The following is a 24,586-nucleotide window of genomic DNA, read 5'->3' on the forward strand; positions in this document are numbered from 1 at the left end:
TTCCTCACATCCGGAAGACGCCGAAGCGGTCGGTTCCGGCGACTTCTCCGGAGTGGATCGCGGACAGGCTGAGGCCCAGCACCGTCCGGGTGTCGCGGGGGTCGATGACGCCGTCGTCGTAGAGCATCCCGGACAGGAACGCCGGCAGAGACTCCTTCTCGATCTGGTCGGCGATCGCGGTCTTGAGACCGTCGATGGTCTCCTGGTCCATCTCCTGACCACGGGCGGCGGACGCGGCCGCGGCGACGGAGGTGACCACGTCGGCGAGCTGCTGCCCGCCCATGACCGCGGACTTGGCGCTGGGCCAGGTGTAGAGGAACCGCGGATCGAACGCGCGGCCGCACATGCCGTAGTGGCCGGCGCCGTACGAGGCGGCCGTGATGAGTGACAGGTGCGGCACCTCGGAGTTGGAGACCGCGTTGATCATCATCGCGCCGTGCTTGATGATGCCGCCGCGCTCGTACTCGGAGCCGACCATGTACCCGGTGGTGTTGTGCATGAACAGCAGCGGGGTGTCGTAGCGGTTGGCCAGCTCGATGAACTGGGTGGCCTTCTGGGCCTCCTCGCTGAACAGGACGCCGCGGGCGTTGGCGATGATGCCCACCGGGTAGCCGTGGATCTCCGCCCAGCCGGTCACGAGACTCGCGCCGTACATCGGCTTGAACTCGTCGAAGTCACTGCCGTCCACGACCCGGGCGATGATCTCACGCGGGTCGAACGGGATCTTGAGGTCCTCGGGGACGATCCCGAGCAGGTCCTCGCCGCTGTAGAGCGGCTCGATGACCTCCGCGCGCGGGGTGCGTCCCTGCTTGGACCAGTTGAGCCGGCGCACGATGCCCCGCGTGATGCGGGCGGCGTCGGCCTCATCGTGGGCGAAGTGGTCCGCGAGACCGGAGACGCGGGCGTGCATCTCGGCGCCACCGAGGGTCTCCTCGTCGGCGATCTCACCGGTCGCGGCTTTGACCAGCGGCGGGCCGGCGAGGAAGACCTTGGAGCGCTCCTCGATCATCACGACGTGGTCGCTCATGCCCGGCACGTACGCGCCGCCGGCGGTGGAGTTGCCGTAGACCACGGCGATGGTGGGGATGCCGGCCTTGGACAGTCGCGTGAGGTCGCGGAAGAGGGCGCCACCGGGGACGAACACCTCTTTCTGCGTGGGCAGGTCGGCGCCGCCGGACTCGACGAGGCTGATGACCGGGAGTCGGTTCTTCTGCGCGACGTCGTTGAGGCGGAGGATCTTGCGCAGCGTCCAGGGGTTGGACGTGCCGCCCTTGACCGTGGGGTCGTTGGCGATGAGGAGGCACTCGACGCCCTCGACCACGCCGATCCCGGCCACCACGGAGGCGCCGGTCTGGAAGTCGGAGCCCCACGCCGCGAGCGCGCACAGTTCGAGGAACGGGGACTCCCGGTCGAGGATCATGTCGATCCGCTCGCGGGCGGTGAACTTGCCGCGCTCGCGGTGGCGGGCGACCTTGCGCTCGCCACCGCCGGCCAGCGCGGGTTCGAGGTCGGTGGCGAGCTGGTCGAGCTTGCCCTCCATGGCCTGCCTCGCGGCGCCGAACTCGGCGCTGGTGGTGTCCAGTGTGGAACGGAGGATTGTCATGCCGTGTACCCCAAACGTCGTCCGGCGAGGGTGGTGAGGATTTCGGTGGTGCCTCCGCCGATGCCGAGGAGTCGGACATCGCGGTACTGGCGGCTCACCTCGGACTCGGACATGAATCCGAGTCCTCCGAAGAGCTGCACCGCCTGGCCCGCGACCCATTCGGCGCACTCGACGGCGGTGTTCTTGGCGAAGCAGACCTCGGCCACGGCGTCGTGACCCGAGACCGCGAGGTTCACGCAGTGGTGGGTGTAGGTGCGGGCGAGGTCGATGCGGCGGGCCATCTCGGTGACGGTGTTCTGCACGGCCTGCCGGGACAGCAGCGGTCGACCGAAGGTCTCCCGCTCGCGGACCCAGTCCAGGGTCAGGTCGAGGCACCGCTGCGCCTGCGAGTATCCCTGGCAGGCCAGGGCCGCGCGCTCACTGACGAAGCCGATCGCGATCTGGGCGAAGCCGTCGTTCTCCGCGCCCACGAGATTGGCCACCGGTACGCGGCAGTCGGTGAACGTGAGTTCGGCGGTGTCCGAGGCGCGCCAGCCGAGCTTGTCGAGCGGCGCCGAGACGTGGAATCCCGGGGTGTCCGTCGGGATCACCAGCAGGCTCACCCCGGCGGCGCCCGCGAGTTCCTCGCCTCCGGTGCGGACGGCGGTGACGACGAAGTCGGCACGCGTGGCGGAGGTGATGTAGGTCTTGGCGCCGTTGACGACATAGTCGTCACCCTCCCGTCGCGCGGTGGTGGTGAGGTGGCCGACGTCGGAGCCGCCGCCGGGCTCGGTGATGGCCAGGGAGCCGATCAGCTCGCCGGCCAGCGTGGGCGTCACCCACCGTTCGATCTGGTCGGGCCGTCCGGACTGGGCCAGGTGCGGCACCGCGATGCCGCAGGTGAACAGGGAGGCGAACACGCCACCGGAGACGCCAGCCTCGTGGAGCGCCTCGCACACCACGAGGGAGTCGATTGCGTCGCCGCCACCACCGCCCACCTCCTCGGGGAAGGAGACCCCGAGCAGGCCCAGCTCGCCGGCCGCGCGGTGCAGGTCGCGGGGGATCGCTCCAGCGGCCTCCCACTCATCCTGATGCAGCAGGATCTCACGCTCGGCGAAGCGGGTCGTGGTCTCGCGCAGGGCGAGACGTTCGTCGGTGTACCAGGGGTCCCCGGGGACGTGCGGTGGGATGGTCATACGTCCTCCTCGTGGGTCGGCACGGCGGGCGGGCTCGGCAGGGGGGTTCCGGGTGGGTACATCGCCCAGGCGTAGTCAGGCCCCGTTCCGTCCCCCGGCTCGCCCTCTCTCGGTGCCGTTTTCACGAGGTCCGCAGGAAGGTCGACATGCCGCGACCGGAGCCATTCGGCCAGCCCCTTGGCCTGCGGATCCCACCGGGCACCGTGCGCGACGCCTTTCCCGAGGAATCCGGTTATCACGAAGTTCACCGCTCTGATCCGGGGGAATGCGTATCGCTCCACCGGCAGGTGCTCCGTTTCCGGGAGCAGGCGGCGCAGGTTCTCGACCGTCAGGTTCTCTCGCAGCCAGCGGTAGCCGGTGTCGGTCGTGGCCCAGACACCGACATTGGCGTCGCCCCCCTTGTCGCCGGAGCGCGCGCCGAAGACCGTTCCGAGCGGAACACGCCGCGTCTGCGTCTCGTGAGTGGCCGTCACCTCGTCGTCGACGTCAGTGACGTCCCACACGTGTCCCTCCCCCATCTCTTCGGTCCGTGACGGGGGCTCGATATCGACGCGTGTGCCGTCGGGCAGCACGGCTATGTGCGGCACGGAGGCCTGGGGGACGTAGGCGGGGAAGTACACGCCGTAGGGCGTGCCGCGTCCCGGCGGCGCGGTGAGGGTCGCGCCGGGGAAGCTACCCAAGGTGATACCCACGGCGGCGTCGGAGAACGCGCGTCCCACCACCTCGGGGTCACGGTCCCACACCACGACCTCTGCCAACGAGGTCGCGCCCGCCTGCGTGTCTGCGTCCTCGCCCCCGGTCCGGTGCATGCGGTGTTCGATGGACTCGGGACTACGGTCCATGGCGTCGTACAGCTGTGCGCGTAACACCGCCGCCTTCGTTTCCGGCACGAGGCCGGTCAGGAGGAAGGTCACGGCGTTGCGGAAACCGCCGAGGCACGTCACAGCGACCTTCGTGGTGGGCGGGGCGGGCTCGCCGAGGACTCCGGAGATGCGGACGCGGTCGGTGCCCTCCTGCTCCACCACGGCGGTGTCCAGGCGGGTGACGACGTCGGGGCCGCCGTACCGCGCGCCGGTGACCTCGTACAGCAGCTGGGAGGTGACGGTGCCGACGGTCACGGCGCCGCCCGTGTCGGCGTGCTTGGTGATGATCGAAGTGCCGTCGGCGGAGATCTCGGCGATCGGGAACCCTGGTCGGGTGAGGTCGGCGATCTCGCCGCGGTCGAAGAACGCGTAGTTGCCGCCGGTGGCCTGGGTGCCGCACTCGATGACGTGACCGGCGGCCGTGGCGCCGGCGAGCGCGTCGAGGTCGTCGCGGCCCCAGCCGAAGTGGCTGATGGCCGGCCCGACGATGACAGAGGCGTCGGTGACGCGACCGGTGACGACGATGTCCGCGCCCGCGTCCAGGCAGCGCGCGATGCCGAACGCACCGAGGTAGGCGTTGGCGGTGACGGGGACGCCGGCGTCGGCCGGGATGTCGAGCTCGGAGACCCTGGACATGAGATCGTCGCCCTCGACGTGCGCGACGACCGGCGACAGTCCGAGGCGCGTACCCAGCTCCCGGATCGCGTCGGCCAGTCCGGCCGGATTGAGGCCGCCCGCGTTGGCGACGATCTTCACCTTCTTCTCGAGCGCGAGCCCGAGGCAGTCCTCGAGCTGGCGGAGGAACGTCTTGGCGTAGCCGAGCTCGGCGCTCTTCAGCCGGTCCCGGCCCAGGATGAGCATGGTCAGCTCGGCCAGGTAATCGCCGGTGAGGACGTCGAGCTCGCCGCCCTCGAGCATCTCGCGCATCGCGGAGATGCGGTCGCCGTAGAACCCGGACATGTTTCCGACGCGGAGCGGCGCCGGTGGAGTGGACCCGGTCATGCCCTCGCTCCCTTCTCGCGGCCGCCGCCGGGGAGGCCGGCGAAGGCCTGGGCGATGCGCAGCCACTCCTCGGCCTCGGCGCCGACCGCCTCGAGAGCGGTGTCCCCGCGGTGGACGCGCTGGGTGACCAGCAGGCAGAAGTCGAGGATCGGCCCGGTGACGCACTGCTCGGCGTCGGCCGGGCCGAACTCGACGACGGTGCCGTCGGCCTGCGTGAGCGCGACGTGCACCTCGGAGGCCGGGGCCTCGAGGCCGTTCATCAGGTACGCGAAAGCGCGGGTCTTCCATCCCAACCGGGCGACGTGTGGGAGGGCTGCCACGAACGCCGGGTCGGAGTCGACCGGGACGCCGAGCGCGTCGGCCACATCGACAGCGTGGGCCCAGGTCTCCATGATCCGCGCCGTGGTCATCGATCTGGGACGCATAGGCGGCCCGAACCACGGGATCTTCTCCCCCGGGTCCGCCGCCTTGAGGGCGTCGGCGAGTTCACCGCGGGCCAGGCGCCAGCGCGCGAGGACCTCGTCGCGGCCGGTGGCGGCGATCTCGGCGGCGCCGACGTCGACGAACCCGGTCGGGTCGGCCTCGGCCTTCTCGACGACCGACCGGAAGGCGTCCGCGTCGCGGATGGCGGTGACCGAGACCTCGTCGGTCCAGGCCAGGTGGGCGATCTGCATGCCGATGTCCCAGCCCGCGGCCGGGGTGTCGTTGGTCCAGCCGTCGGCGCCCGCGGACTCGACGAGCTCGTCGAGTCGGGTGTTGAGCGCGGCGAGGGCCGCGTGCGGGTCCTCTGTGACAGAAGTCTCGGGGTTCGTCATGTGATCACGATGACACCCCGCCGCAAAAAAAGCAAGCGTGATTGTTTGCTTTCACGCCGGGCCTCTGCGAGCCTATGCCTACGGTGATATGCATCACAAACACGCGTTCCCTCACCCCTCCCCCGAGCCCTGGAGACACTGTGCGACTCGACCCCACCGGCATCGACCCGACCGATCACGCCCTCGCCCGCCGCTGCTCCGTGGGGGACATCCCCACCCGCGCCGCCGCCACGTTCTCTCACCGCACCGCCCTCACCGACGACACCGATTCGTGGACGTACCTCGAGCTCGAGTCCGCCGCCAACCGGTTCGCCCACGGGCTGGCCGCCCACGGCATCCGCGAGTCCGAACCTGTCGCGATCCTCTCCACGAACTGCCGCGAGTTCGTCGCCACCTACTTCGGGACCGCCAAGGCCGGGATGGTCTCGTTGCCCGTCAACCTGCTTTCCGGGCTCGAGAACATCGCACACGCCCTGACCGACTCGGGGACGCGCATCGTCGTCGTCCACGGCTCACTCGTGGAACTCGTTCTCGGAGCGACCGCCGCCATTCCCGGCGTCGAGACCCTCGTCGTCGTCGGCGGGGTCCCGGACGGACTCGAGGCCACGACCGACGGACCCGCACTGATCGGGTGGGACGACCTCCTGGCCGACGACGACACCAGTCCCGACACGGTGATCGGCGACCGTCAGGTCGTGCAGTGCCTCTACTCCTCCGGTACCACCTCACGCCCCAAGGGCGTCCTCACCTCGCACCTCGCGGTGACCATGGCCGCGCTCGGCAACGGGGCCCTCTTCGGTCTGAACTGGGGCGCCGAGGGCTCGGTCACCGTGTGCCCGCTCCCCCTCTTCCACACCGCCGGCCTCAACGGGGTCTTGCTGTCCGCCGTCACCATGGGCGCAACCGTCCACCTCCTGCCGGGCTTCGACCCGGTCCAGTACGCCGACACCGTCGCCCGGGTCCGCGCCACCCACCTGGTGGGCCTGCCCCTCATGCTCGAGGCCCTAGCCGACGGCACCGACCGCGGCCTCGACCTCTCCTCGATCCGGTTCCTGCTCTACGCCATGGCCCCGATGTCGGAGGAGATGCGCCGACGCCTGGAGTCCGCGCTCCCGGACGCCAGGATGGTGCTGGCCTCGGGGATGAGCGAGTGCACCCCGGCCACCGTCATGCAGTGGCCCGAGCTCAACCCGGACAAGTCCGACTCCTGGGGCTACCCCACCCCGATCGCGGAGAACCGGATCAGCGAACCGGGCGGTGCCGAGCTCATGCCCGTCGGCGAGGACGGCGAGATCGTCTACCGCGGCCCGACCGTCATGGAGGGGTACTGGAACAACCCCGAGGCCAACGCCGCGGCGTTCGTGGGCGGCCGCCTGCACTCCGGTGACCTGGGACGCATCGACTCCGAGGGGGTCGTGTGGTTCGCCGACCGCGTCAAGGACATCGTCAAGTCCGGCGGCGAGAACGTCTCCTCGCTGCACGTGGAGCGGGTCCTCATGGACCACCCGCACGTCGCGGAGGTCGCCTGCGTCGGTCGCCCGGACCCCAAGTGGGGCGAGCTCGTGATCGCGGTCGTGGTGCCCGCCGAGGGCACGCCGGCCGAGGCCGATCTCAAGGCCTCGGTCATGGAGTTCGGCGCGGAGCGGCTCTCCCCCTCGCACCGGCCGCGCGACGTCGTGGTGGTCGACGCCATCCCCCGCACGGCGACCGGAAAGATCCGGAAGGTGGAACTGCGCACCGCGCGCTGACAGGGCCGAGTCGGCCCCCGATCACCTCGGTCAGGGGTCGACACCGGGTCAGGGGCCGACCTCCAGGAGCTCGCCGGGGATCTCCAGGCGGGCGGCGGCGAGGTCGGCTCCGAGCCCCGGCCGCAGTACCTCGCCCCGTGGCGGGCGGGCGACGAGATTGACCGCCCGGAGATTGGGCAGCAGGTAGCGCCGGATGTCCATACCGTCGAGCCCCGGGATGAGCTCACGGATCCGCTCGACGGTGAGTTCCCCGGCCAGCCAGGCGAACGCGGAGTCGTCCCAGGTCCACACCGCGATGTTGACCCCGCGGCCGACCACGCCACGGCGCACGCTCGCGACCGAGCCCAGGACGGCGGAGACGGGTTCCCCGCCCGGGACGGCGCCCGGGGACCACTGGGTCGGCAACTCCCCGGGCCCGATGGGCGCGGTCTCGGCCGGCACCGGGACCGCGACACGGGCGCCGTCGGGCAGGACGACCGAGTGCCCCGACTCCCCCTGCGCCAGTGGGCGGGCGATCCGCACGGGCCGCCGGTCCTCCCGGGCCCCGCGGGTCATGGCGACCACCGCCACGACCTCCGCGGCCGGCTCCCCGCGCGCCCCGCTGATACGGACCCGGTCCGTGCCCTCCTGCGCCAGGCGGAGCGAATCGAGCCGCAACACCACGTCGGGAGCCGCGTAGCGGGCCCCGGCCACGCCGTCGAGGAGCTGGTCGGTGACGGTCCCGACGGTGACCGACCCGAAGGCCGAGGGATGGCGCGTGACGACCGCGCAGCCGTCGTCGGCGATCTCGGCGATGGGATACCCACCGGTGACCGGATCGGTGGTGCGGGTGACGTCGGTGGTGGAGTCGACGACCCCGGTCGCGCCGGGGCCACCGGAGAGCACGTGCCCGACCGCGACCGATCCGGCCAGGGCGTCCAGGGCGGACGGGGTCCAGCCGTGGTGGGCCGCCGCGGCGCCGACGACGAGCGCCTCGCGACTGACGCGCCCGGTGACGACGACGACGGCACCGGCGGCGAGCGCCCTCGAGATGCCGAACGCCCCATGGCGCACCGTCGCGACGTCGACCTGACCGAGACCCAGATCGACCGCCCGGTCCGTCACGTCCCCGGAGTCGACGCTGGCCACAGCGAGCTCGACCCCCGCCTCGCGGGCCAGGTCACGCAGCGCGGATGCGAGCCCCTCCGGGTCCAGAGCGCCGGCGTTGGTGACGATCCGCACTCCCCCGGCTCCGAGCCGCTCGAGACACTCGCCGATCTGGACCAGCGCCGCCGCCTCGTAACCCGGGCCGCCCGTCGCGCGCTGCCCGGCGAGTTCGAGCATCGCCTCGTCCGAGAGCATGTCGAGCGCGAGGACGTCCAGGGTCGCGGCCGTGAGGAACTCGGCCGTCGCCGTGGCGCGATCGGCCCGCGACGCCGAGACGTTGCCGATGCGCAGGGGACTTCGGGTACTCGTCATCGATCCTCGGACTCCTTGTCGATCAGCGGTGGGCGCCTACCCCAGCATGCTCCCCGTGGCGGCGAGGCGGGCGTGGAACGAGAAGGCGTCCTCGAGGATATGCGGCGTGTTGCCCGCGTCGGGACGGGCCTCGGCCCGATCGAGGTACTCGTGCAGGAGGGGCCGGAAGGCCGGGTCGGCGCACCGGTCCACGACGAGGCGCGACCGCTTGCGCGGGCTCAGCGCCCGCAGGTCGGCGAGACCGTGCTCGGTGACGATCACCTGGACGTCATGCTCCGTGTGGTCGACGTGCGGGACCATCGGGACGATCGCCGACACGGCCCCGTTCTTGGCCGTGGACGGGCTCAGGAACATCGACACGTACCCGTTGCGGGTGAAGTCGCCGGACCCGCCGATTCCGTTCATGATGCGGGTCCCGCCCACATGGGTGGAGTTGACGTTGCCGTAGACGTCGGCCTCGAGCATGCCGTTCATCCCGACGATCCCCAGTCGCCGGACGATCTCCGGGTGGTTGCTGATCTCCTGCGGCCGCAGCGTGATGTGGTCGCGGTACAGCTCGAAGTTGTCCACCAACTCGGTCAGCCCGTCCTCGGACAGGGCCAACGCGGTCGCCGAGGCGTGGGCGACCGTGCCCTGCCGGATGAGCTGGAGCATCGAGTCCTGGATGACCTCCGAGTAGCAGGTCAGATCGGAGAACGACCCCGCCGCCAGCCCGGCGAGGACGGCGTTGGCCACGTTGCCGATCCCCGCCTGCAGCGGGAGGAGACTGCCCGCCGGCATCCGGCCGCCGGCGACCTCGTGGTGGAAGAACTCCAGGACGTGGCCCGCGATGGCCTCGCTCACCGCGTCCGGCTTGGTCAGGGCGCTCGCGGAGTCCCGCTGGTCGGTGGGCACCACGGCGACGACCTTGGCCGGGTCCACCTCGAGCAGCGGCTGGCCGATCCGGTCGTCGGCCCGCGACAGCATGATCGGCCTGCGCTGCGGCGGGAGCGCCGTGCCGTAGTAGATGTCGTGCATGCCCTCGACGCCGTCCGGGATCCACGAGTTCACCTCGAGGATCACCTTGTCCGCCACGTCGAGCCAGGTCTTGTTGTTGCCCACCGACATCGCGGGGACGAGCTTGCCGTCCTCGGTGATCGCGGCGACCTCCACCACCGCGACGTCCACGTCACCGTAGTGGCCCTGCCACACCTGCTGTGCCACGTGCGACAGATGGACGTCCACGTAGTCCATCTCGCCCGAGTTGATCTTGCCGCGGGCCGTGGGCTCGCTCTGATACGGCATCCGCAGCGCGATCCCGTCGACCTCGGCGAGCATCGCCTCGGCCTCGCTGGCCACCGATGCACCGGTGAGCAGGTTGACGGAGAGCCTGCCACCTGCCGCCCGTACCGAACGGATGCGCTCGGCCAGGGCCGGCGCGAAGGCCTTGGGCGTGCCCGCGCTGGCGAACCCGCTGATCGCCACCGTGTCACCATCGGCGATCTGATCCACAGCGGAGGCCGCGTCGGTGACCAGTCCCCGGAAGTGGGGATGGCGGATGCGTGAGGGGTCGTACGCGGTGCCCCGCTGCTGGACGGAGGTGCTCATACGCGGAGCCTATCGCCGGTGTCGGAAATTCCATTTTCTACGAAGACGTGATCACCCCCACTCGGTGCCGCTCCGATCTCCGCAGGTCTCCGGTCGGACGGGGTCCGGGCGGATAGACTCGGCCGTTCAACCCCGCCGCGTCCGCCAGGAGTGAACCCTTGTCCCCCAGGACCGCACCGATCCCCGACCGCATCGACCAGGCGCGCGCCAACTGGGAGCGCGAGGGGTGGGCGGACGCTGCCCAGGGGATGACGGTCGTGACCTCGGTGATGCGGGCCCACCAGATCCTGTTGGCCCGGGTCGAAGACACCCTGCGTCCGTGGAACCTGTCGTTCCCCCGCTACGAACTCCTCCGACTGCTGGCCTTCTCCCGCTCCGGGGCGCTGCCCATCACCAAGGCCTCAGAGCGCCTCCAGGTGCACGTCACCAGCGTCACCAGCGCCATGAAGCGCCTCCTCGACGCGGGCCTCGTGGAGCGACGGCCGCATCCGACGGACGGGCGGACGACCCTCGTGGAGATCACGGCCGAGGGCAGACAGGTGGTGGCCGAGGCGACCGCGGCGCTGAACTCCGGCGTGTTCGCCGACCCGGGGATGGACGAGGACGATCAGGTGGCGCTCATCGAGGCCATCGCCGCGCTGCGCCGGTCCGCCGGCGACTTCTGACCGACCCGGCCCGGCCGGGAGGGCCGCTCCCCGCCACCGCCGGTCGGTGTGCCCGTGGCGATCGCCGGACCCCGGACACGACACCGCGCCCGGCCCCTCTCGGGTGGGGCCGGGCGCGGCTGTTCGTGGGACGGATCCGCTCGGGGCTGTGAGCCCCCGGTCCCGTCAGGTGCGGGTCAGGGCACCTCGGTGGCGAGGACGCGGTCCTCGGTGATCTCGGAATCCGCGTGCATCTCATTCTTGCTTGACTCGGTCATGGCCACCACGCAGAGCATGGACATGGCGGACAGCAGCGAGAGCATGATTCCGACACCGAGCGTGTTGCCCGCGGCGACCATGGCGGCGGCAGCCAGCGGGGGCAGTGCGCCACCGAGGATGCCGGCGAGGTTGTACCCGAGGCCGGCACCGGTGTAGCGGTAGCGGGCCTGGAACAACTCGGGCAGGAGCGCGCCGGCCGGACCGTAGGCGATACCGAAGATGATCAGCGTGACGAAGAGGACCACTGCGAACGCGATCGGCGACCCGGTGTCGAGGATGGGGAAGACGAACAGCGTCCAGACCACGGCCAGCGCCACCGAGGTGCCGATGACCTTCTTGCGGCCGATCCGGTCCGAGTACATGGCGGACAGTGCGATGGCGGCACCGAAGATCAGGGCGGCGAGCATGCCCATGCCGAGGACGAAGGGCCGCGTGTGCTCGAGGTTCTTGGTGGCGTAGTTCGTGAGGAACGAGGTGCCCATGTAGAAGAGGGAGAACAGCGAGGTGAGCGCGCCACCGGCGATGAGGATCTCCTTCCACTGGTGGCGGATCGCGTCGGCGAACGGCAGCGTCTTGGGGGCCGGGGCCCGGTTCGCGGCCTTGTCGGCGGCCTCGGTCGCGGCGGCCTCCCTGGCCTGACGCTCCTGCGTCTGACGGAAGACCGGGGTCTCCTCGATCGAGATGCGGATCCACAGCCCGATCAGGACGAGGACGGCGGAGAGCAGGAACGGGATGCGCCAGCCGTACTGCATGAACGGGCTGTCGACGTCGGCGCCGTCGCCGGCGATCAGGGAGAAGAGGAGGAACGTCCCCGAAGAGAGGAAGAACGCGAAGGCCACACCGAGCTGGGGCCACATGCCCATCATCCCGCGCTTGCCCTGGGGTGCGTACTCCGCGGTGAGCAACGTCGCGCCCGCCCACTCGCCGCCGACCGCGAAGCCCTGGAAGAACCGGCAGACCACGAGGAGGGTCGGGGCCCAGATGCCGATACCGCCCTCGAACATTCCGAACGCGCCGGTGCCGTACCCGGGCAGCAGCCCGATGAACACGGTGGCGACGCCCATGATCATCAGCGTCCACACCAGCGTGCGCTTACGACCGATGCGGTCGCCGAAGTGGCCGAAGAGCGCGGCGCCGACCGGGCGCGCGAAGAAGGCGACCGCGAAGGTCGCGAACGACGAGAGCGTCGCCGCCGCCGCATCCTGGCCTGGGAAGAACAGAGTCGGGAAGACCAGCGCCGCGGCGGTGCCGTAGATGAAGAAGTCGTACCACTCGATCGTCGTTCCGATCGAGGAGGCCGCCGCCACCTTCGTGAGCGAGGTCTTCTTGGGCTCCGCTGACGGGTTCGGCGACTGTGGCGCCGTACCCCCAGCGGGGAGGTTCGTGACTGTCAAGACAACTCCAAGTCTCGTGGGGCGCCGGGTGGGGGGCCCTGGCGCGGGACGTGTTCCCCGACGAGTGAACGTCGATTGAGGAAAAGGTATGTGACTGGCGCCACACCCGATACACCCGAAAGTGGATGGTCGGTGATCCGGATCACGTAGTGGCCGGGCGACCCAGGCACCGCGGGACCGGAAGCGCACCGCCGCGAATGTCCCTCGGAAGACGAGCGAGACGCCGACAACCAGCCCGAAGAAGCGCGCCCGATGCTCCGGCCCCCTCCCCCCACGAGTGCTCAGCGACCAGCCCTCGACTTCCCACCAGTCCGTATAGCTCTCCGCCTCGCGGGTACGACAACGAGCGGGGTCTCCCTCGGTTCGTAGGCCCCGGTCCGACTGCGGCTCGTGGGATGCCGCGGACCTGCTGCGGGGTGCGGAGGGCTCTCGAGCTTCTACAACGGCTACAAGGTCGAGCGCGACGGCGCCATGCCCGGGTTCATCCGGTTCCCCCTCTTCGGACCAGGCGCCGTCCACGGACTCGACGGCCGCGCGCACGAGGTACGCAAGAACGCACTCGCCGACTTGGCCTACGACGACGAGCGCGCCGCACGGTTCTCCGAGCTGGTCGCCGATGAGCTCGAGGGGATGCTCGGCGACTGGGCGCGCAGCGGGACCGGCACGGTGTACGGCGACACCTCGACGGCGTTCGGCCGGGCGGCGTTCCGCTGGGCGGGCCTGCCGCTCACGCCGTCGGAAGCCGATCGCCGGGCCCGACAGATGAGCAGGCTGCTCGACACGTTCGGGAAGGTCGCTACCAACCCGGTCGCCGAGTTCGAGCGCCTCCGACTGGACCGCTGGGCCACCGGCCTCATCCGCGCCGTACGGTCCGGCCGGGTGCGCGCCGAGCCCGGCTCCGTGCTGGCGGCCATGGCCGACCTACGGGGCACCGACGGAGCTCTGGTCGACGACCGCACCGCCGCCGTCGAGCTGCAGAACCTCACCCGCCCGACGGTGGCGGTGGCGCGGTTCGCCGCGTTCGCGGCTGTGGCACTGACGGAGAACCCGGGGTGGGCCGACCGGATCCGCGAGGCCTCGTCGGCCGCGGGTCGCCTCTCCGACATCCCGGAGGCCGTCGCGTTCGCCCATGAGGTCCGGCGAGTCTACCCGTTCGTACCGATGCTGCCGGCGATGGCCACCTCGGACTTCGAAGTGCACGGATGCCCGGTGCACAGAGGCGAACGGGTCCTGTTGGACCTCCTCGGCACCGATACCGACCCCCATCACTGGGACGACCCCACGACGTTCGACCCCGGCAGGTTCATGGGGGTCGATGACGTCGAGCAACTCGAGGCGTTCGTTCCGCAGGGCGGGGCGGGGGTACGCACCGGGCACCGGTGCCCTGGTGAGAAGATCGCGGTGGCCGCCCTGTCCGCCGCGGTTGCCGCGCTGTGGCATCCGGAGGTGCGCATCAGCCGGGATCCCGACGACCTCACCTTCCCGTGGACGCAGATGCTCACCCGTCCCGCGACAGGGGTACGGGTGACGTGGCAGGACCCGGAGTCCGCGACAGGGTGACCTACCGGTGTGGACCACCGTTCCGGGCTGCCGGCCCGCCGGGGCGCCTTAGGGCAGAACGCCGAGGAGCCGGGCGCGCGCGACGGACTCCATCCGCGACCGCGTGCCGAGCTTGGTACCGATGTTGCGCAGGTAGGCCTTGATGGTCTCCGGGGAGAGCGACAATCGGGCGCCCACCTCGGCATTCGAGCAGCCGAGCGCCACCTGGGCCAGCACGTCGATCTCGCGAGGCGAGAGCACGGACTTGGCGGGCACCGGGATGTCCCCGGCATCGGGCGTCCGTCCCACGCCCGCGAGGGCGGAGCCGGCTGCCAGGAGCCGGTCGCGCAGTGCGGGGTCGCCCAGCTCCGCGGCGATCGCCCGCAGCTCGCCGTGCAGGATCCGCAGTTGTTCGCGGTCCGTGGTCTCCAGGCCGACAGAGTGCTCGGCGGCGGCGAGGTCCGCCATCCGCAGCCGGCGGTCGACCTCGTCCCTGATCTGGAATTCCGAGGCCAGCTCGGAGGCGACCGAGTTGAACGTCCTGGCGACCTGATCGCCGAGTTGCGTGGCCACCCGCGCCGACCCGTACAGGATCGTCCGCGCGACACCGGAGACCATCACCGGCACCGAGATGATGGCCCGCAGGCCCTCCTGCTCCACTGCATCGGCGTAGTCACGGGTGATGCTGGAGCAGTCCTCGTAGTCGCGGACCGTCGCGGGTCGTCCGGACGCCATGACGTGCCCCCCGAGCCCCCGGCCCTTGGCCACGGCCAGACCCTGCATGGAGTTCGTGCGGACCCCGATGAAGCGGGTGAGCTTCGCGGTCTCGCCGTCGGCCTGCCCGGCGAACACGATCGGCAGACCGGACTCCTGCCGCGCGCGGCGCAGGGCGCCGAGCACGGCGTCCGAATCACTGGGTCGAAGGGTGGTCATGGTCAGCTCCCGAGAGTGGAGGCGGTCAGCTCCGCGCGGAATCGCGGATGCTGGTGATGATGGCACTGAAGTCCTTGCCACCGTTGTCCTGTGCGAACTCGTCGTACAGGGCCGCGGCCGCCGCGCCGAGCGGCGCGACCGTACCGGTGCTCTCCAACGCCGCCAGGGCCAGTCCCAGGTCCTTGTTCATCAGGGCCGTGGCGAAGCCGGGCGTGAAGTCGTTGTTCGCCGGGGAGGTCGGCACCGGGCCGGGCACGGGGCAGTTGGTGTGCAGCGCCCAGCTGTTGCCGGTCGCCCCCGTGACGACGTCGTACAGGGCCTGGTGCTCGAGCCCCAACCGCTCGGCGAGCACGAACGCCTCGCCGATCGCGATCTGGTGCACGGCCAGCACCATGTTGTTGCAGACCTTGGCGGCCTGACCGGCCCCCGCCGCGCCGCAGTGGATGACCTTGCCCGCCATGGGCTCGAGCACCGGCTGCGCGGCGGCGAACGCCTCGTCCTCGCCGCCCACCATGAACGCCAGCGTCCCCGCGGTCGCGCCCTTGACACCGCCGGAGACCGGGGCGTCCACCTGGAGCATCCCCGCCTCGACGGCCTTGGCGTGCACCGCCCGGGCGTCGTCGACCGAGATGGTGGACGAGTCGATGAACAGGGTTCCCCGCTCCGCCTCCCCCAGGACGTCCTCGTAGGTGGAGGTGACCAGCGCGCCGTTGGGGAGCATCGTGATGACGACCCCGGCCCCGCGGACCGCCTCGGCCGGCGTCTCGCAGACGGTCACACCGGCCGAACGCGCGGCCTCCTGCGCCGCGGAGACCGGGTCGAAACCGCGGACCTCGTGGCCGGCGCCTGCCAGGTTGGCGGCCATGGGACCGCCCATGTTGCCCAGTCCGAGAAAGGCGACGGTCGGCAGTTCGTTGGACATTCCTACGCTCCCAGTCCGCGTGCGGCGACGGCCCGGCCGACGACGACACGCATGATCTCGTTCGTGCCCTCAAGGATGCGGTGCACCCGCAGATCCCGCACGATCTTCTCGATTCCGTATTCGGATAGATACCCGTAGCCGCCGAACAACTGCAGCGACCGGTCCGCGATGTCGAAGCACCTGTCGGTGACGAAGAGTTTCGCCATGGCGCACAGCTCGACGTGGTCGGGCTCCTTGGCGTCCAGCGCCGCGGCGGCGCGCCACAGCAGGAGCCGACTGGCCTCCAGCTCGGTGGCCAGCTCGGCCAGGGTGAACCGGATGGTCGGCTCGTCGATGAGCGCACCCCCGAACGCCTCGCGGTCCCGCACGTGGGCCACGGCCCGCGAGTACGCCTCCTGGGCTCCACCCAGCGAGCAGGCGGCGATGTTGATGCGCCCACCGTTAAGTCCGCGCATCGCGATGGTGAAGCCGAGCCCCTCCCCGCCGGAGTCCGCGCCGCCGATGAGGTTCGCGGCCGGAACCCGGACGCCCTCCATGATCACCTGCGCCGTCGGCTGGGCGTTCCAGCCCATCTTCCGCTCGTCGGGGCCGAAGCTCAGCCCGTCCGAGTCGGCCGGGACCAGGAACGCCGAGATGCCCTTGGCCCCGGCGTCCCCGGTCCGCGCCATCACCAGGTAGACGTCCGACTGGCCGCCGCCGGAGATGAACTGCTTGGTGCCGGTGAGCACGTAGTGGTCACCGTCGCGGACCGCCTTGGTGCGCAGCGCCGCCGCGTCCGACCCGGCGCCCGGCTCGGTGAGGCAGTAGCTGGCGAACTTCTCGAGCGAGGCCAGCTCGGGGATCCACTGCCGGCGCTGTTCGTCGGTGCCGAACTCGTCGACCATCCACACGCACATGTTGTGGATGGACAGGTACGCCGCCACCGACGGGCACCCGCGCGCGAGCTGCTCGAAGATCCGCACGCCGTCCAGTCGACGCATCCCGCTGCCCCCGACCTCCTCGGAGACATAGATCGCGCCCATGCCCATCCCGGCGGCCTCGCGGAGGACGTCCTTGGGGAAGTGGTGGGTCTCGTCCCACTCCTGCGCCTTGGGACCGATCCGCTTGTCCGAGAAGTCGCGTGCGGCGTCGACGATGACCTTGTCGTCGTCATCAAGGGTGAACATGGGTGTTCCTCTCCTGGGGCGAGCCGGTCAGTCCATCGTGGGGATGTTGAAGTCGGCCCCGTCCTTGATGCCCGACGGCCAGCGCTGCGTGACGGTCTTGACCTTGGAGTAGAACTTGATCGACTCCGGGCCGTGCTGGTTGAGGTCGCCGAATCCGGACTTCTTCCAGCCACCGAAGGTGTGGTACGCGATCGGGACCGGGATCGGCACGTTGACGCCGACCATGCCGACCTCGACGCGGGAGACGAACTCACGGGCGGCGTCGCCGTCGCGGGTGAAGATCGCCACGCCGTTGCCGTACTCGTGGTCGTTGGGCAGGGCGAGGGCCTCCTCGAAGTCCTTGGCGTGGACCACCACGAGGACGGGGCCGAAGATCTCGTCGGTGTAGACGCTCATGTCCGGGGTCACCTTGTCCATGAGCGTCGGGCCGACGTAGTAGCCCTCGGAGATGTCCTCACCGTTGAACTCGCCGGTGTAGGCACCCACACCGCGACCGTCGACGAGGAGCTCGGCGCCGGCCTTCTCGCCCTGATCGATGTAGTCGAGGACCCGGGCCTTGGACTCGGGGGTCACCAGCGGGCCGTAGTCGGACTGCGGATCGTGGCTGTGGCCGACCTTGAGGTCCTTGACCTTGGGCAGCAGCTTCTCGAGGAGCGCCTCGGCCGTGCCCTCGCCGACGGGGACGGCCACGGAGATGGCCATGCAGCGCTCGCCGGCCGAACCGAAACCGGCTCCGACCAGGGCGTCCGCGACCTGGTCCATGTCGGCGTCCGGCATGATGATCGCGTGGTTCTTGGCGCCGCCGAAGCACTGGGCGCGCTTGCCGGTGCGGGCGGCGCTGGAGTAGATGTACTGCGCGATCGGGGTGGAGCCGACGAAGCCGACCGCCTGGATCGTGTCGTTGTTGAGGATCGCGTCCACGGCCTCCTTGTCGCCGTGCACGACCTGGAAGATGCCGTCCGGCAGGCCCGCCTCGGTGAACAGCTCGGCCAGGCGCACCGGCACGGAGGGATCCCGCTCGGAGGGCTTGAGGACGAACGCGTTGCCACAGGCGATGGCCGGGCCGGCCTTCCACAGCGGGATCATGGCCGGAAAGTTGAACGGGGTGATGCCGGCGACGACGCCCAGCGGCTGGCGCATGGAGTAGACGTCCACGCCGGTGCCCGCGTTCTCGGTGAACTCGCCCTTGAGCAGGTGCGGGATGCCGATCGCGAACTCGACGACCTCGAGGCCGCGCTGAATGTCGCCCTTGGCGTCCGGCGTGGTCTTGCCGTGCTCGATCGCGAGCAGCTCGGCGAGCTCGTCCATGTTCTGGTTGACCAGGTCCACGAACCGCATGAGCACGCGGGCGCGCTTCTGCGGGTTCTGCGCGGCCCACGCCTTCTGCGCGGCGGCTGCCTTGGCGATGACGTCGTCGACCTCGGCCGTGGTGGCCAGTGGTACGACCGCCTGCGCCTTGCCCGTGCTGGGGTTGAGCACCTCCTGGCTCCGCCCCCCGGTGGCCGCGACCCGCGCGCCGTTGATGTAGTGCTCGACCTGCCTGAGATCCGACATGGACGTCCCTTCCTCAGTGGGGCGGCGCGCTGTTCTCGCCCGCTCACCCCTGTCCCGTGATGCCCATCACCATATACTTGCAACTCCTAGTAATCCATAGCCGGGCCCCGGTCGACCCCGGACCCTCCCCTTTCGGGTGTACCGCCAGCCCTCGCGGCAGCCCTACTGTGAGCTGACTCACTCATACGTTCCGTCGACAGGAGCATCCATGCCCCCGCTGCCCACCGAGGCCACCGTCCGGTTCCGCGCCGCCCGCGACTTCCTCCAGGCACACGCGCTGGACTACGACGCCGCGCGGGACGGATTCGCCTGGCCCGAGCTCGACGAGTGGAACTGGGCACTGAACTGGTTCGACGTCCAGGCCGAGGGGAACGACGACCCCGCCCTGTGGATCGTCGAGGAGAACGACGGCGGCGGCGCCCCCACCGAGGCCAAGTACTCGTTCGAGGAGATGCGGGTCCGGTCCGACCGGACGGCCAACTGGCTGCGTGAGCGGGGCGTCGAGCCCGGCGACCGCATCCTGCTCATGCTGGCCAACCAGGTGGAGCTGTGGGACGTCATGCTGGCGGTGATCAAGCTCGGTGCCGTGGTCATCCCCGCCACCACGCTGCTCGCCGAGGGCGACCTGCGGGACCGCATCGCGCGCGGCGGCATCAAGCACGTCATCGCGCGCGGCGAGCTGGCCGAGCGCTTCGCCGACATCTCCGGTGACTACCAGCGCATCTCCGTCGGCGGGGACGAGCGGGGTGGCGCGCCGGAGGGCTGGACCGACCTGGCCGGAGCGATGGACGCCTCCCCCGACTTCGAACCGACCCACACCACCCACGCCGACGACACCCTGCTGCTGTACTTCACCTCCGGCACCACCAGCAAGCCCAAGCTCGTCGAGCACACGCACGCCTCCTACCCGGCGGGCCACCTGTCGACCATGTACTGGATCGGCCTCCAGCCCGGCGACGTCCACCTCAACGTCTCCTCCCCCGGCTGGGCCAAGCACGCCTGGTCGAACGTCTTCACCCCGTGGATCGCCGGGTCGTGCGTGTTCATCTACAACTACTCGCGCTTCGACGCCGCGGCGATGATGCGCGAGATGGACCGCTGCGGCGTGACGAGCCTGTGCTGCCCCCCGACCGTGTGGCGAATGCTCATCCAGGCCGACCTGACCCAGCTGCAGGTCCCGCCCCGCCTGGCGGTGGGCGCCGGCGAGCCGCTCAACCCCGAGGTCATCGGTCGGGTCCGGGACGCGTGGGGGGTGACGATCCGCGACGGGTTCGGCCAGACCGAGACCACCGTGCAGATCGCCAACACCCCGGGCCAGCCCATCAAGGACGGCTCGATGGGCCGCCCGTGCCCCGGCTTCGACGTGGTGCTGGTCGACCCGGCCACCGGTCGGGAGCTCGCCGGCGACGGCGCGGAGGGCGAGATCTGCCTGCGCCTCGATCCCCGCCCGCTTGGACTGATGGTCGGTTACCACGGTGATGCCGAGCGCACCGACGCCGCCTACGCGGACGGCTTCTACCACACCGGCGACGTGGGGTCCCGCGACGCGGAGGGCTACATCACCTACGTCGGGCGCACCGACGACGTGTTCAAGTCCTCCGACTACCGGATCTCGCCGTTCGAGCTGGAATCGGTGCTGCTCGAGCACCCGGCCGTCGCCGAGGCCGCCGTCGTCCCCTCCCCTGACCCGGTGCGGCTGAGCGTGCCCAAGGCCTTCGTCGTCCTGGCCGGCGGCTGGGAGCCCACCGAGGCCACGGCGCGCGAGATCTTCGAGTACTCGCGCACCCACCTGGCCGGCTACAAGCGGGTCCGGCGCCTGCAGTTCACCGACCTGCCCAAGACAATCTCCGGCAAGATCAGGCGGGTGGAGCTGCGCCGCGGCGAGGTCGACAACGGTCCGTCGGTGGACTTCCCCGGTGAGTTCCGCGAGGACGCACTGCGCTGACGGTGGACGCCGTCCGGGGCGTGCGAGGACGGGCGACGACGACGAGGTGGTCGTCCCCGTCCGGTGCGCGGTCCGCGGGCGGCCGCCACGCGACGCGGGTCCCGAGGCGGCTCACGTCCGGAGGAGGCCGTCGATCTCCTCGGGCGTCCACGGCGCATGCGAGTGGAAATCGCGGTACGCCAGGATCTGCGCCTCCGGCGTGGGGAATCGTCCGACGAAGCCGCCCGATCCGGCGAAGACGCCCCCGGTGATCCCCGCGGAGAGGTCGGAGACGAGATAGGTGTAGAGGGGTGCGACGTACTCCGGGCCCGCCGGGTCCAGTGCCCCGGCCACACTCAGCTCGTCGAGCATTCCCCGGCGCCCCAGGTCCCGGATCTGCTCCTCGTAGGCCTCACCACTGGACAGACGGGTGCGCGCGCCGGGGCACACGACGTTCGCCCGGACCCCGTGCTCGGCCAGTTCCGCCGCGATCGCCATGGTGAGTGAGGTGACGGCGCCCTTGCCCGCCGGGTAGCCGGTCCCTCCGTAGTCGCCCTTCCAGGCGAACGACGACGTGGTGACGATCGCACCAGTTCCCGCCTCCACCAGGTGTGGCGCGAAGACGCGACAGGGGGCGAACACCGTGCCCAGGTGGGCGTCGATGAGGTCGGCGAAGTCGGCGTGGGACACCCTGAGGATCGACGACCCCGCCGGTTCGGGCACCCCGGCGCACGTGATGAGCCCGCCCACGACCGAGTCCCCCTCCCTCGCCCGGGCGAGCAGCTCCTCGGCGACGGCGGGCTCGTGCGCCGACCCGGCGACGCCGCGGATCCGGCCGGCCGACCGTGCCGCGAGGTCGTCGACCTGCTCGGCCAGCGCCCGTGGATCCCGGCCGTTGAGCACGACGTCCGCACCCCGGGCCGCCAGGTCCTCGGCCACCGCGGCCCCGATCCCGCGAGAGGATCCGGTGACGGCGTACGCCCGCCCGCCCAGGTGGAGCGCGGTCACTGCCGGCGGTCGTGGTCGGGTCCACGGGCGGCGAGGGTCCGCTTGGCCCACCCGTAGTCCGTCTTGCTGCTGGGGTGCCGCTCCACCTTGTCGACGACCCAGAACGCGACCGGGATCTTGAACCCTGCCAGGGTCGCGCGCAGCGCCTCCTCCAGGGCTGCGAAGTCCCCGGTGTGGCCGTCATCCCACTGGAGCACCGCCCCGACCCGGTGGCCGAACCGCTCGTCGGGCACGCCCAGCGCCACGGCGTCCTGCACGCCCTCGGCGGCCTTGAGCGCCGACTCGACCTCCTCGGCGAAGATCTTCTCGCCACCGGAGTTGATCACCTGGCTGCCCCGGCCGAGCATGATGATCGTGTCCGGGCCGTCGTACCTGCCGCGGTCGCCGGTGAACACCCGCCGGGTCCCTGCGATCTCGCGGAACGTCTCGGCCGACTTGGCGGCGTCCTTGTAGTAGCCACTGGGCTGGTAACCCGCCTTGACGATCCAGCCGATCTCGGTGGAGTCGTCGGGCAGCGGCTCGTCGAAGTCGTCGACCAGTTGCAGGCCGCTACCGCGTGGGATGCGGGGGCCGTGGTCGGTGAACAGCGATCCGTCGTCGACGTTCGCCTTCGTCACGACCCCCAGTCCGCCGAAGCCGCTCTCGGAGGACCCGAACGCGTCCATGATCATGAGATCGGGGCGCAGCTCGAAGAGCTCGGCCTTGACCGCCGGCGAGAACAGGGCGGCGCCGGAGCTGACCATGAACACGCTCGAGGTGTCCGCACCGGTGCCGCGCATCCGTTCGAGCATCGGCCGCACCATGGCGTCGCCGGCGAGGACGACGATCTGGATCTTCTCGCTCTCGATCTCCTCGAGCACGTCGTCCGCCCGGAAGTGCGGCAGGTAGTGGCACGTACCCCCGGAGAACAGCGCGGTGAACGAGGGCATGAGCCCGGAGGTGTGGATGAGAGGGAGCAGCACGAGGTAGCGCGCGGGGTCCCCGCCCAGGCCGGCACGGGATTGGTGGTACTCGTCGGGCACCGGCTCCCCGGTGTAGTAGTCGCTGCCCCCGCCGAGACTGCGCCACAGGTCCTCCTGGCGCCACATCACGCCCTTCGGCTTGCCGGTGGTACCGCCCGTGAAGACGAGGAAGAGGTCGTCCGCGCTGCGTTCCACCGGCGCCCGGTCCGGCGAGGCCGCGGCGAGGAGCTCCCGGGCGTCGAGCGTGCCGGCCGGCAGCTCCCCCGCCCCGGATCCGTCCTCGAGCACGATGAGGTGACGCAGCCGCTCCGCGTCCCCGACCGCACCCGCCACAGCCGGGGTGAACTCGCGGTGGAAGACCAGGGCGCAGGAGTCGGAGTAGTCGTACAGGTACCCCAGCTCGGATCCCGCGTAGCGGTAGTTGATGCTGACGGGCACGGCGCGGAGTTTGAGGACGCCGAGGAACAGCGCGATGCAGTCCACCCCGTTGCGCAGGTGGATCGCCACGTGATCGCCGGGACCCACCCCCCGGGAGGCCAGCCCGTCCGCCCACCGATTGGCCTCGGCCTCCAGGTCCGCGTACGTGAGCCGGCGGTCGTCCTCCACCACCGCGAGCCGGTCGCGTCCGTACGCGTCGACCGCGTGCTCGAAGAGATCTGCCAGGGTGTGTGCCATTGCGGGGTCCTCCGGGGCGGGCTACTCGGGTGGAGCGGACTCGTCGGGTGGGGTCGGTTCAGACGGGGGTGATGGGGAGCGGGGTGCGGGTGGGTCCGAAGGTGAACGCCGCGCCGGTGCTGATGCGGGTGACGGCGACCTCCTCGCCCTCCGTGGCCGGCTCGTCGCCCAACCGCAGGACCGCCTCCACGTGCGAGCCGTCCGTCGGGACTCGCTCCACGGTCCAGTGCGGGTCGACCGCCTGCGCGGCGGCGGCGAGGGGCCGGAGCCCGTCCCGGGCGAGCAGCGGGAGCCAGGTGTCGTCGGCGAACCCGTCGGCGGCGGTGTCCCAGCGGACCGTCAGCTCGGTACCGTCCGCGGACACCTCCGACGAGAAGCCGGTGTAAGCGGTGGGCCCGGCGAGAGGGTGCACGTCGAGTACCGCGGCGAGGCCGAGCGCGTCGGGGCCCACGCCCAGGACCTCGCGGATCCGTCCCGCCGCGACACCGGCGATGCCGGTGGCCTGGTAGGCGAGGAGCCGGTCCGCCGTCTCGGTGTCCGACCGACGCCGCACCGACTGGTGGAAACCGACGGCGAGCAGGTGCATCTGGAGATAGACCTCGCGGGTGATCCGGACGAGCGCGGCCGAGGTGAACCCGGAGAAGACCAGGTCGGTCAGGAGCGGCCCGGCGTAGTCGTCGAGGTCTCCCTGACCGGTGGTGTCCCGCGGCGCCGGGGCGGGGAAGGTGAAGTCGATCAGCCGGCTGGAGGCCGCCTCGACCGCCGGCTCAGGCAGCGTGGCCGGCTCCGCGTCCGGGTCGATCCGCACCGTCCAGTGGCAGTGCGGGCTACGGCCTTCGGGGCTGCGCGGCGGGCGGTGGATCGGTTCGACCACGGCGCGCGGGTTGGTGGCCAGCGCCGTGGCCGGGAACGTGGGGTCCTCGATGTCGTGACACATCGTGGTCACCAGCCGGTCCCCCATCGGCTCGACGTCCATGAGGGCGCCGCAGTGGTCCAGCCAGAACTCGCCGTGGTCGTGATCGGCCACCGAGTAGCGGAAGTCCATGAACTCCGGCGGGGCGCCCACGTCCAGCTGGAAGCCCTTGAAGATCTCGGCGACGCCGTCGCCCTCGATCGCCAGGGCCGCCTTCATGCGGCGGGTGTAGTGCGGGCTGGCGGCCTGCCACTCCTCGATCGCCACGTCGCGCATCCCGTCGACGCCGAACTCGCCGAGGAGCGCGGGCATCCCCGCGCGGTCGATGAGCTGACCGATGAGCAGCAGGTCGGGGAGCAGCCGGGCCAGGGTGGCGTGGTCGCGGGCCTCGAGGGGATCGCGCGGCGAGGAGTTGCTCACGG

Annotated in this window: 18 protein-coding genes; 4 read left to right on the forward strand and 14 right to left on the reverse strand. The window is 70.9% G+C overall.

Annotation, left to right across the window (positions count from 1 at the left end; genetic code table 11):
- Nucleotides 1–4: 4 nt before the first annotated feature.
- Genes AB5G72_RS12715 through AB5G72_RS12730 form a run of 4 tightly spaced genes read right to left on the reverse strand, consistent with a single transcriptional unit; the run spans nt 5 to nt 5,458 of the window.
- Nucleotides 5–1,603: an acyl-CoA carboxylase subunit beta gene (locus tag AB5G72_RS12715; RefSeq protein WP_120284065.1), complete on the reverse strand. Its 1,599-nt coding sequence runs from the start codon at nt 1,601–1,603 to the stop codon at nt 5–7.
- Entirely contained in the window at nt 1,600–2,778 is a 1,179-nt protein-coding gene (locus AB5G72_RS12720; protein WP_440220007.1) for an acyl-CoA dehydrogenase family protein, read from the reverse strand. Before AB5G72_RS12720 ends, AB5G72_RS12715 begins: the two co-directional genes overlap by 4 nt.
- A complete protein-coding gene (locus AB5G72_RS12725; protein ID WP_440220008.1) occupies nt 2,775–4,643 on the reverse strand; it encodes an acyclic terpene utilization AtuA family protein in 1,869 nt (622 codons plus the stop codon). Before AB5G72_RS12725 ends, AB5G72_RS12720 begins: the two co-directional genes overlap by 4 nt.
- On the reverse strand, nt 4,640–5,458 hold the full coding sequence (locus AB5G72_RS12730) for a TIGR03084 family metal-binding protein (RefSeq protein ID WP_440220009.1): 819 nt from the start codon (nt 5,456–5,458) through the stop codon (nt 4,640–4,642). The genes AB5G72_RS12725 and AB5G72_RS12730 overlap by 4 nt, the downstream gene beginning before the upstream one ends.
- Before the next feature lie 140 nt (nt 5,459–5,598).
- On the opposite strand from AB5G72_RS12730, the gene AB5G72_RS12735 reads away from it, so the two are divergent.
- Nucleotides 5,599–7,206, forward strand: a complete 1,608-nt coding sequence (locus tag AB5G72_RS12735; protein WP_440220010.1) for a class I adenylate-forming enzyme family protein — start codon at nt 5,599–5,601, stop codon at nt 7,204–7,206.
- 48 nt (nt 7,207–7,254) lie between these two features.
- Here AB5G72_RS12735 and AB5G72_RS12740 read toward each other — a convergent pair whose 3' ends face one another.
- Both AB5G72_RS12740 and AB5G72_RS12745 read right to left on the reverse strand, forming a co-directional pair.
- Nucleotides 7,255–8,664 (reverse strand): acyclic terpene utilization AtuA family protein, encoded by a 1,410-nt coding sequence (locus AB5G72_RS12740; RefSeq protein ID WP_440220011.1) that lies wholly within the window; start codon nt 8,662–8,664, stop codon nt 7,255–7,257.
- Nucleotides 8,665–8,700: 36 nt separating this feature from the next.
- Nucleotides 8,701–10,251: a succinate CoA transferase gene (locus AB5G72_RS12745; RefSeq protein ID WP_154828553.1), complete on the reverse strand. Its 1,551-nt coding sequence runs from the start codon at nt 10,249–10,251 to the stop codon at nt 8,701–8,703.
- A gap of 158 nt (nt 10,252–10,409) precedes the next feature.
- On the opposite strand from AB5G72_RS12745, the gene AB5G72_RS12750 reads away from it, so the two are divergent.
- Entirely contained in the window at nt 10,410–10,916 is a 507-nt protein-coding gene (locus AB5G72_RS12750) for a MarR family winged helix-turn-helix transcriptional regulator (RefSeq protein WP_440220012.1), read from the forward strand.
- Nucleotides 10,917–11,092: 176 nt separating this feature from the next.
- Here the strand turns inward: AB5G72_RS12750 and AB5G72_RS12755 are convergent, their stop codons facing one another.
- The gene (locus AB5G72_RS12755; protein ID WP_120284079.1) at nt 11,093–12,568 is read right to left on the reverse strand and encodes an MFS transporter; all 1,476 of its coding nucleotides are present in this window, start codon (nt 12,566–12,568) and stop codon (nt 11,093–11,095) included.
- A gap of 390 nt (nt 12,569–12,958) precedes the next feature.
- Between AB5G72_RS12755 and AB5G72_RS12760 the strand changes: the two genes are divergently transcribed.
- Nucleotides 12,959–14,128, forward strand: a complete 1,170-nt coding sequence (locus tag AB5G72_RS12760; protein ID WP_440220013.1) for a cytochrome P450 — start codon at nt 12,959–12,961, stop codon at nt 14,126–14,128.
- Between the two features lie 48 nt (nt 14,129–14,176).
- Here the strand turns inward: AB5G72_RS12760 and AB5G72_RS12765 are convergent, their stop codons facing one another.
- The 4 genes from AB5G72_RS12765 to AB5G72_RS12780 are packed head-to-tail and all read right to left on the reverse strand — an operon-like array spanning nt 14,177 to nt 18,682.
- Complete coding sequence (locus AB5G72_RS12765) at nt 14,177–15,040, reverse strand: LuxR C-terminal-related transcriptional regulator (protein ID WP_256820776.1); 864 nt, start codon at nt 15,038–15,040, stop codon at nt 14,177–14,179.
- A 25-nt stretch (nt 15,041–15,065) separates the two neighbouring features.
- A complete protein-coding gene (mmsB, locus tag AB5G72_RS12770; protein ID WP_396444299.1) occupies nt 15,066–15,962 on the reverse strand; it encodes a 3-hydroxyisobutyrate dehydrogenase in 897 nt (298 codons plus the stop codon).
- Between the two features lie 2 nt (nt 15,963–15,964).
- Complete coding sequence (locus AB5G72_RS12775; protein WP_440220014.1) at nt 15,965–17,128, reverse strand: acyl-CoA dehydrogenase family protein; 1,164 nt, start codon at nt 17,126–17,128, stop codon at nt 15,965–15,967.
- A 27-nt stretch (nt 17,129–17,155) separates the two neighbouring features.
- Nucleotides 17,156–18,682: a CoA-acylating methylmalonate-semialdehyde dehydrogenase gene (locus AB5G72_RS12780; RefSeq protein WP_096907056.1), complete on the reverse strand. Its 1,527-nt coding sequence runs from the start codon at nt 18,680–18,682 to the stop codon at nt 17,156–17,158.
- A 208-nt stretch (nt 18,683–18,890) separates the two neighbouring features.
- Between AB5G72_RS12780 and AB5G72_RS12785 the strand changes: the two genes are divergently transcribed.
- Complete coding sequence (locus AB5G72_RS12785) at nt 18,891–20,627, forward strand: AMP-binding protein (RefSeq protein ID WP_317468681.1); 1,737 nt, start codon at nt 18,891–18,893, stop codon at nt 20,625–20,627.
- A 111-nt stretch (nt 20,628–20,738) separates the two neighbouring features.
- Here AB5G72_RS12785 and AB5G72_RS12790 read toward each other — a convergent pair whose 3' ends face one another.
- Genes AB5G72_RS12790 through AB5G72_RS12800 form a run of 3 tightly spaced genes read right to left on the reverse strand, consistent with a single transcriptional unit; the run spans nt 20,739 to nt 24,584 of the window.
- Nucleotides 20,739–21,614: an SDR family NAD(P)-dependent oxidoreductase gene (locus AB5G72_RS12790; RefSeq protein ID WP_440220015.1), complete on the reverse strand. Its 876-nt coding sequence runs from the start codon at nt 21,612–21,614 to the stop codon at nt 20,739–20,741.
- Nucleotides 21,611–23,251, reverse strand: coding sequence for an AMP-binding protein (locus AB5G72_RS12795; protein ID WP_317468683.1), 1,641 nt, complete (start codon nt 23,249–23,251; stop codon nt 21,611–21,613). Before AB5G72_RS12795 ends, AB5G72_RS12790 begins: the two co-directional genes overlap by 4 nt.
- A gap of 58 nt (nt 23,252–23,309) precedes the next feature.
- On the reverse strand, nt 23,310–24,584 hold the full coding sequence (locus tag AB5G72_RS12800) for a hypothetical protein (RefSeq protein ID WP_440220016.1): 1,275 nt from the start codon (nt 24,582–24,584) through the stop codon (nt 23,310–23,312).
- Between the last annotated feature and the right edge of the window lie 2 nt (nt 24,585–24,586).

Origin of the sequence: Dietzia sp. MNB45 (genome assembly GCF_051994785.1) — a bacterium.
Classification (GTDB): Bacteria; Actinomycetota; Actinomycetes; order Mycobacteriales; family Mycobacteriaceae; genus Dietzia; species Dietzia kunjamensis.

Excerpts from the sequence above, each read along its gene's own strand:
- AB5G72_RS12715 (WP_120284065.1), bottom strand. The coding sequence starts at position 1,603 with ATGACAATCCTCCGTTCCACACTGGACACCACCAGCGCCGAGTTCGGC.
- AB5G72_RS12720 (WP_440220007.1), bottom strand. The coding sequence starts at position 2,778 with ATGACCATCCCACCGCACGTCCCCGGGGACCCCTGGTACACCGACGAA.
- AB5G72_RS12725 (WP_440220008.1), bottom strand. The coding sequence starts at position 4,643 with ATGACCGGGTCCACTCCACCGGCGCCGCTCCGCGTCGGAAACATGTCC.
- AB5G72_RS12730 (WP_440220009.1), bottom strand. The coding sequence starts at position 5,458 with ATGACGAACCCCGAGACTTCTGTCACAGAGGACCCGCACGCGGCCCTC.
- AB5G72_RS12740 (WP_440220011.1), bottom strand. The coding sequence starts at position 8,664 with ATGACGAGTACCCGAAGTCCCCTGCGCATCGGCAACGTCTCGGCGTCG.
- AB5G72_RS12745 (WP_154828553.1), bottom strand. The coding sequence starts at position 10,251 with ATGAGCACCTCCGTCCAGCAGCGGGGCACCGCGTACGACCCCTCACGC.
- AB5G72_RS12765 (WP_256820776.1), bottom strand. The coding sequence starts at position 15,040 with ATGACCACCCTTCGACCCAGTGATTCGGACGCCGTGCTCGGCGCCCTG.
- mmsB (WP_396444299.1), bottom strand. The coding sequence starts at position 15,962 with ATGTCCAACGAACTGCCGACCGTCGCCTTTCTCGGACTGGGCAACATG.
- AB5G72_RS12775 (WP_440220014.1), bottom strand. The coding sequence starts at position 17,128 with ATGTTCACCCTTGATGACGACGACAAGGTCATCGTCGACGCCGCACGC.
- AB5G72_RS12780 (WP_096907056.1), bottom strand. The coding sequence starts at position 18,682 with ATGTCGGATCTCAGGCAGGTCGAGCACTACATCAACGGCGCGCGGGTC.
- AB5G72_RS12785 (WP_317468681.1), top strand. The coding sequence starts at position 18,891 with ATGCCCCCGCTGCCCACCGAGGCCACCGTCCGGTTCCGCGCCGCCCGC.
- AB5G72_RS12795 (WP_317468683.1), bottom strand. The coding sequence starts at position 23,251 with ATGGCACACACCCTGGCAGATCTCTTCGAGCACGCGGTCGACGCGTAC.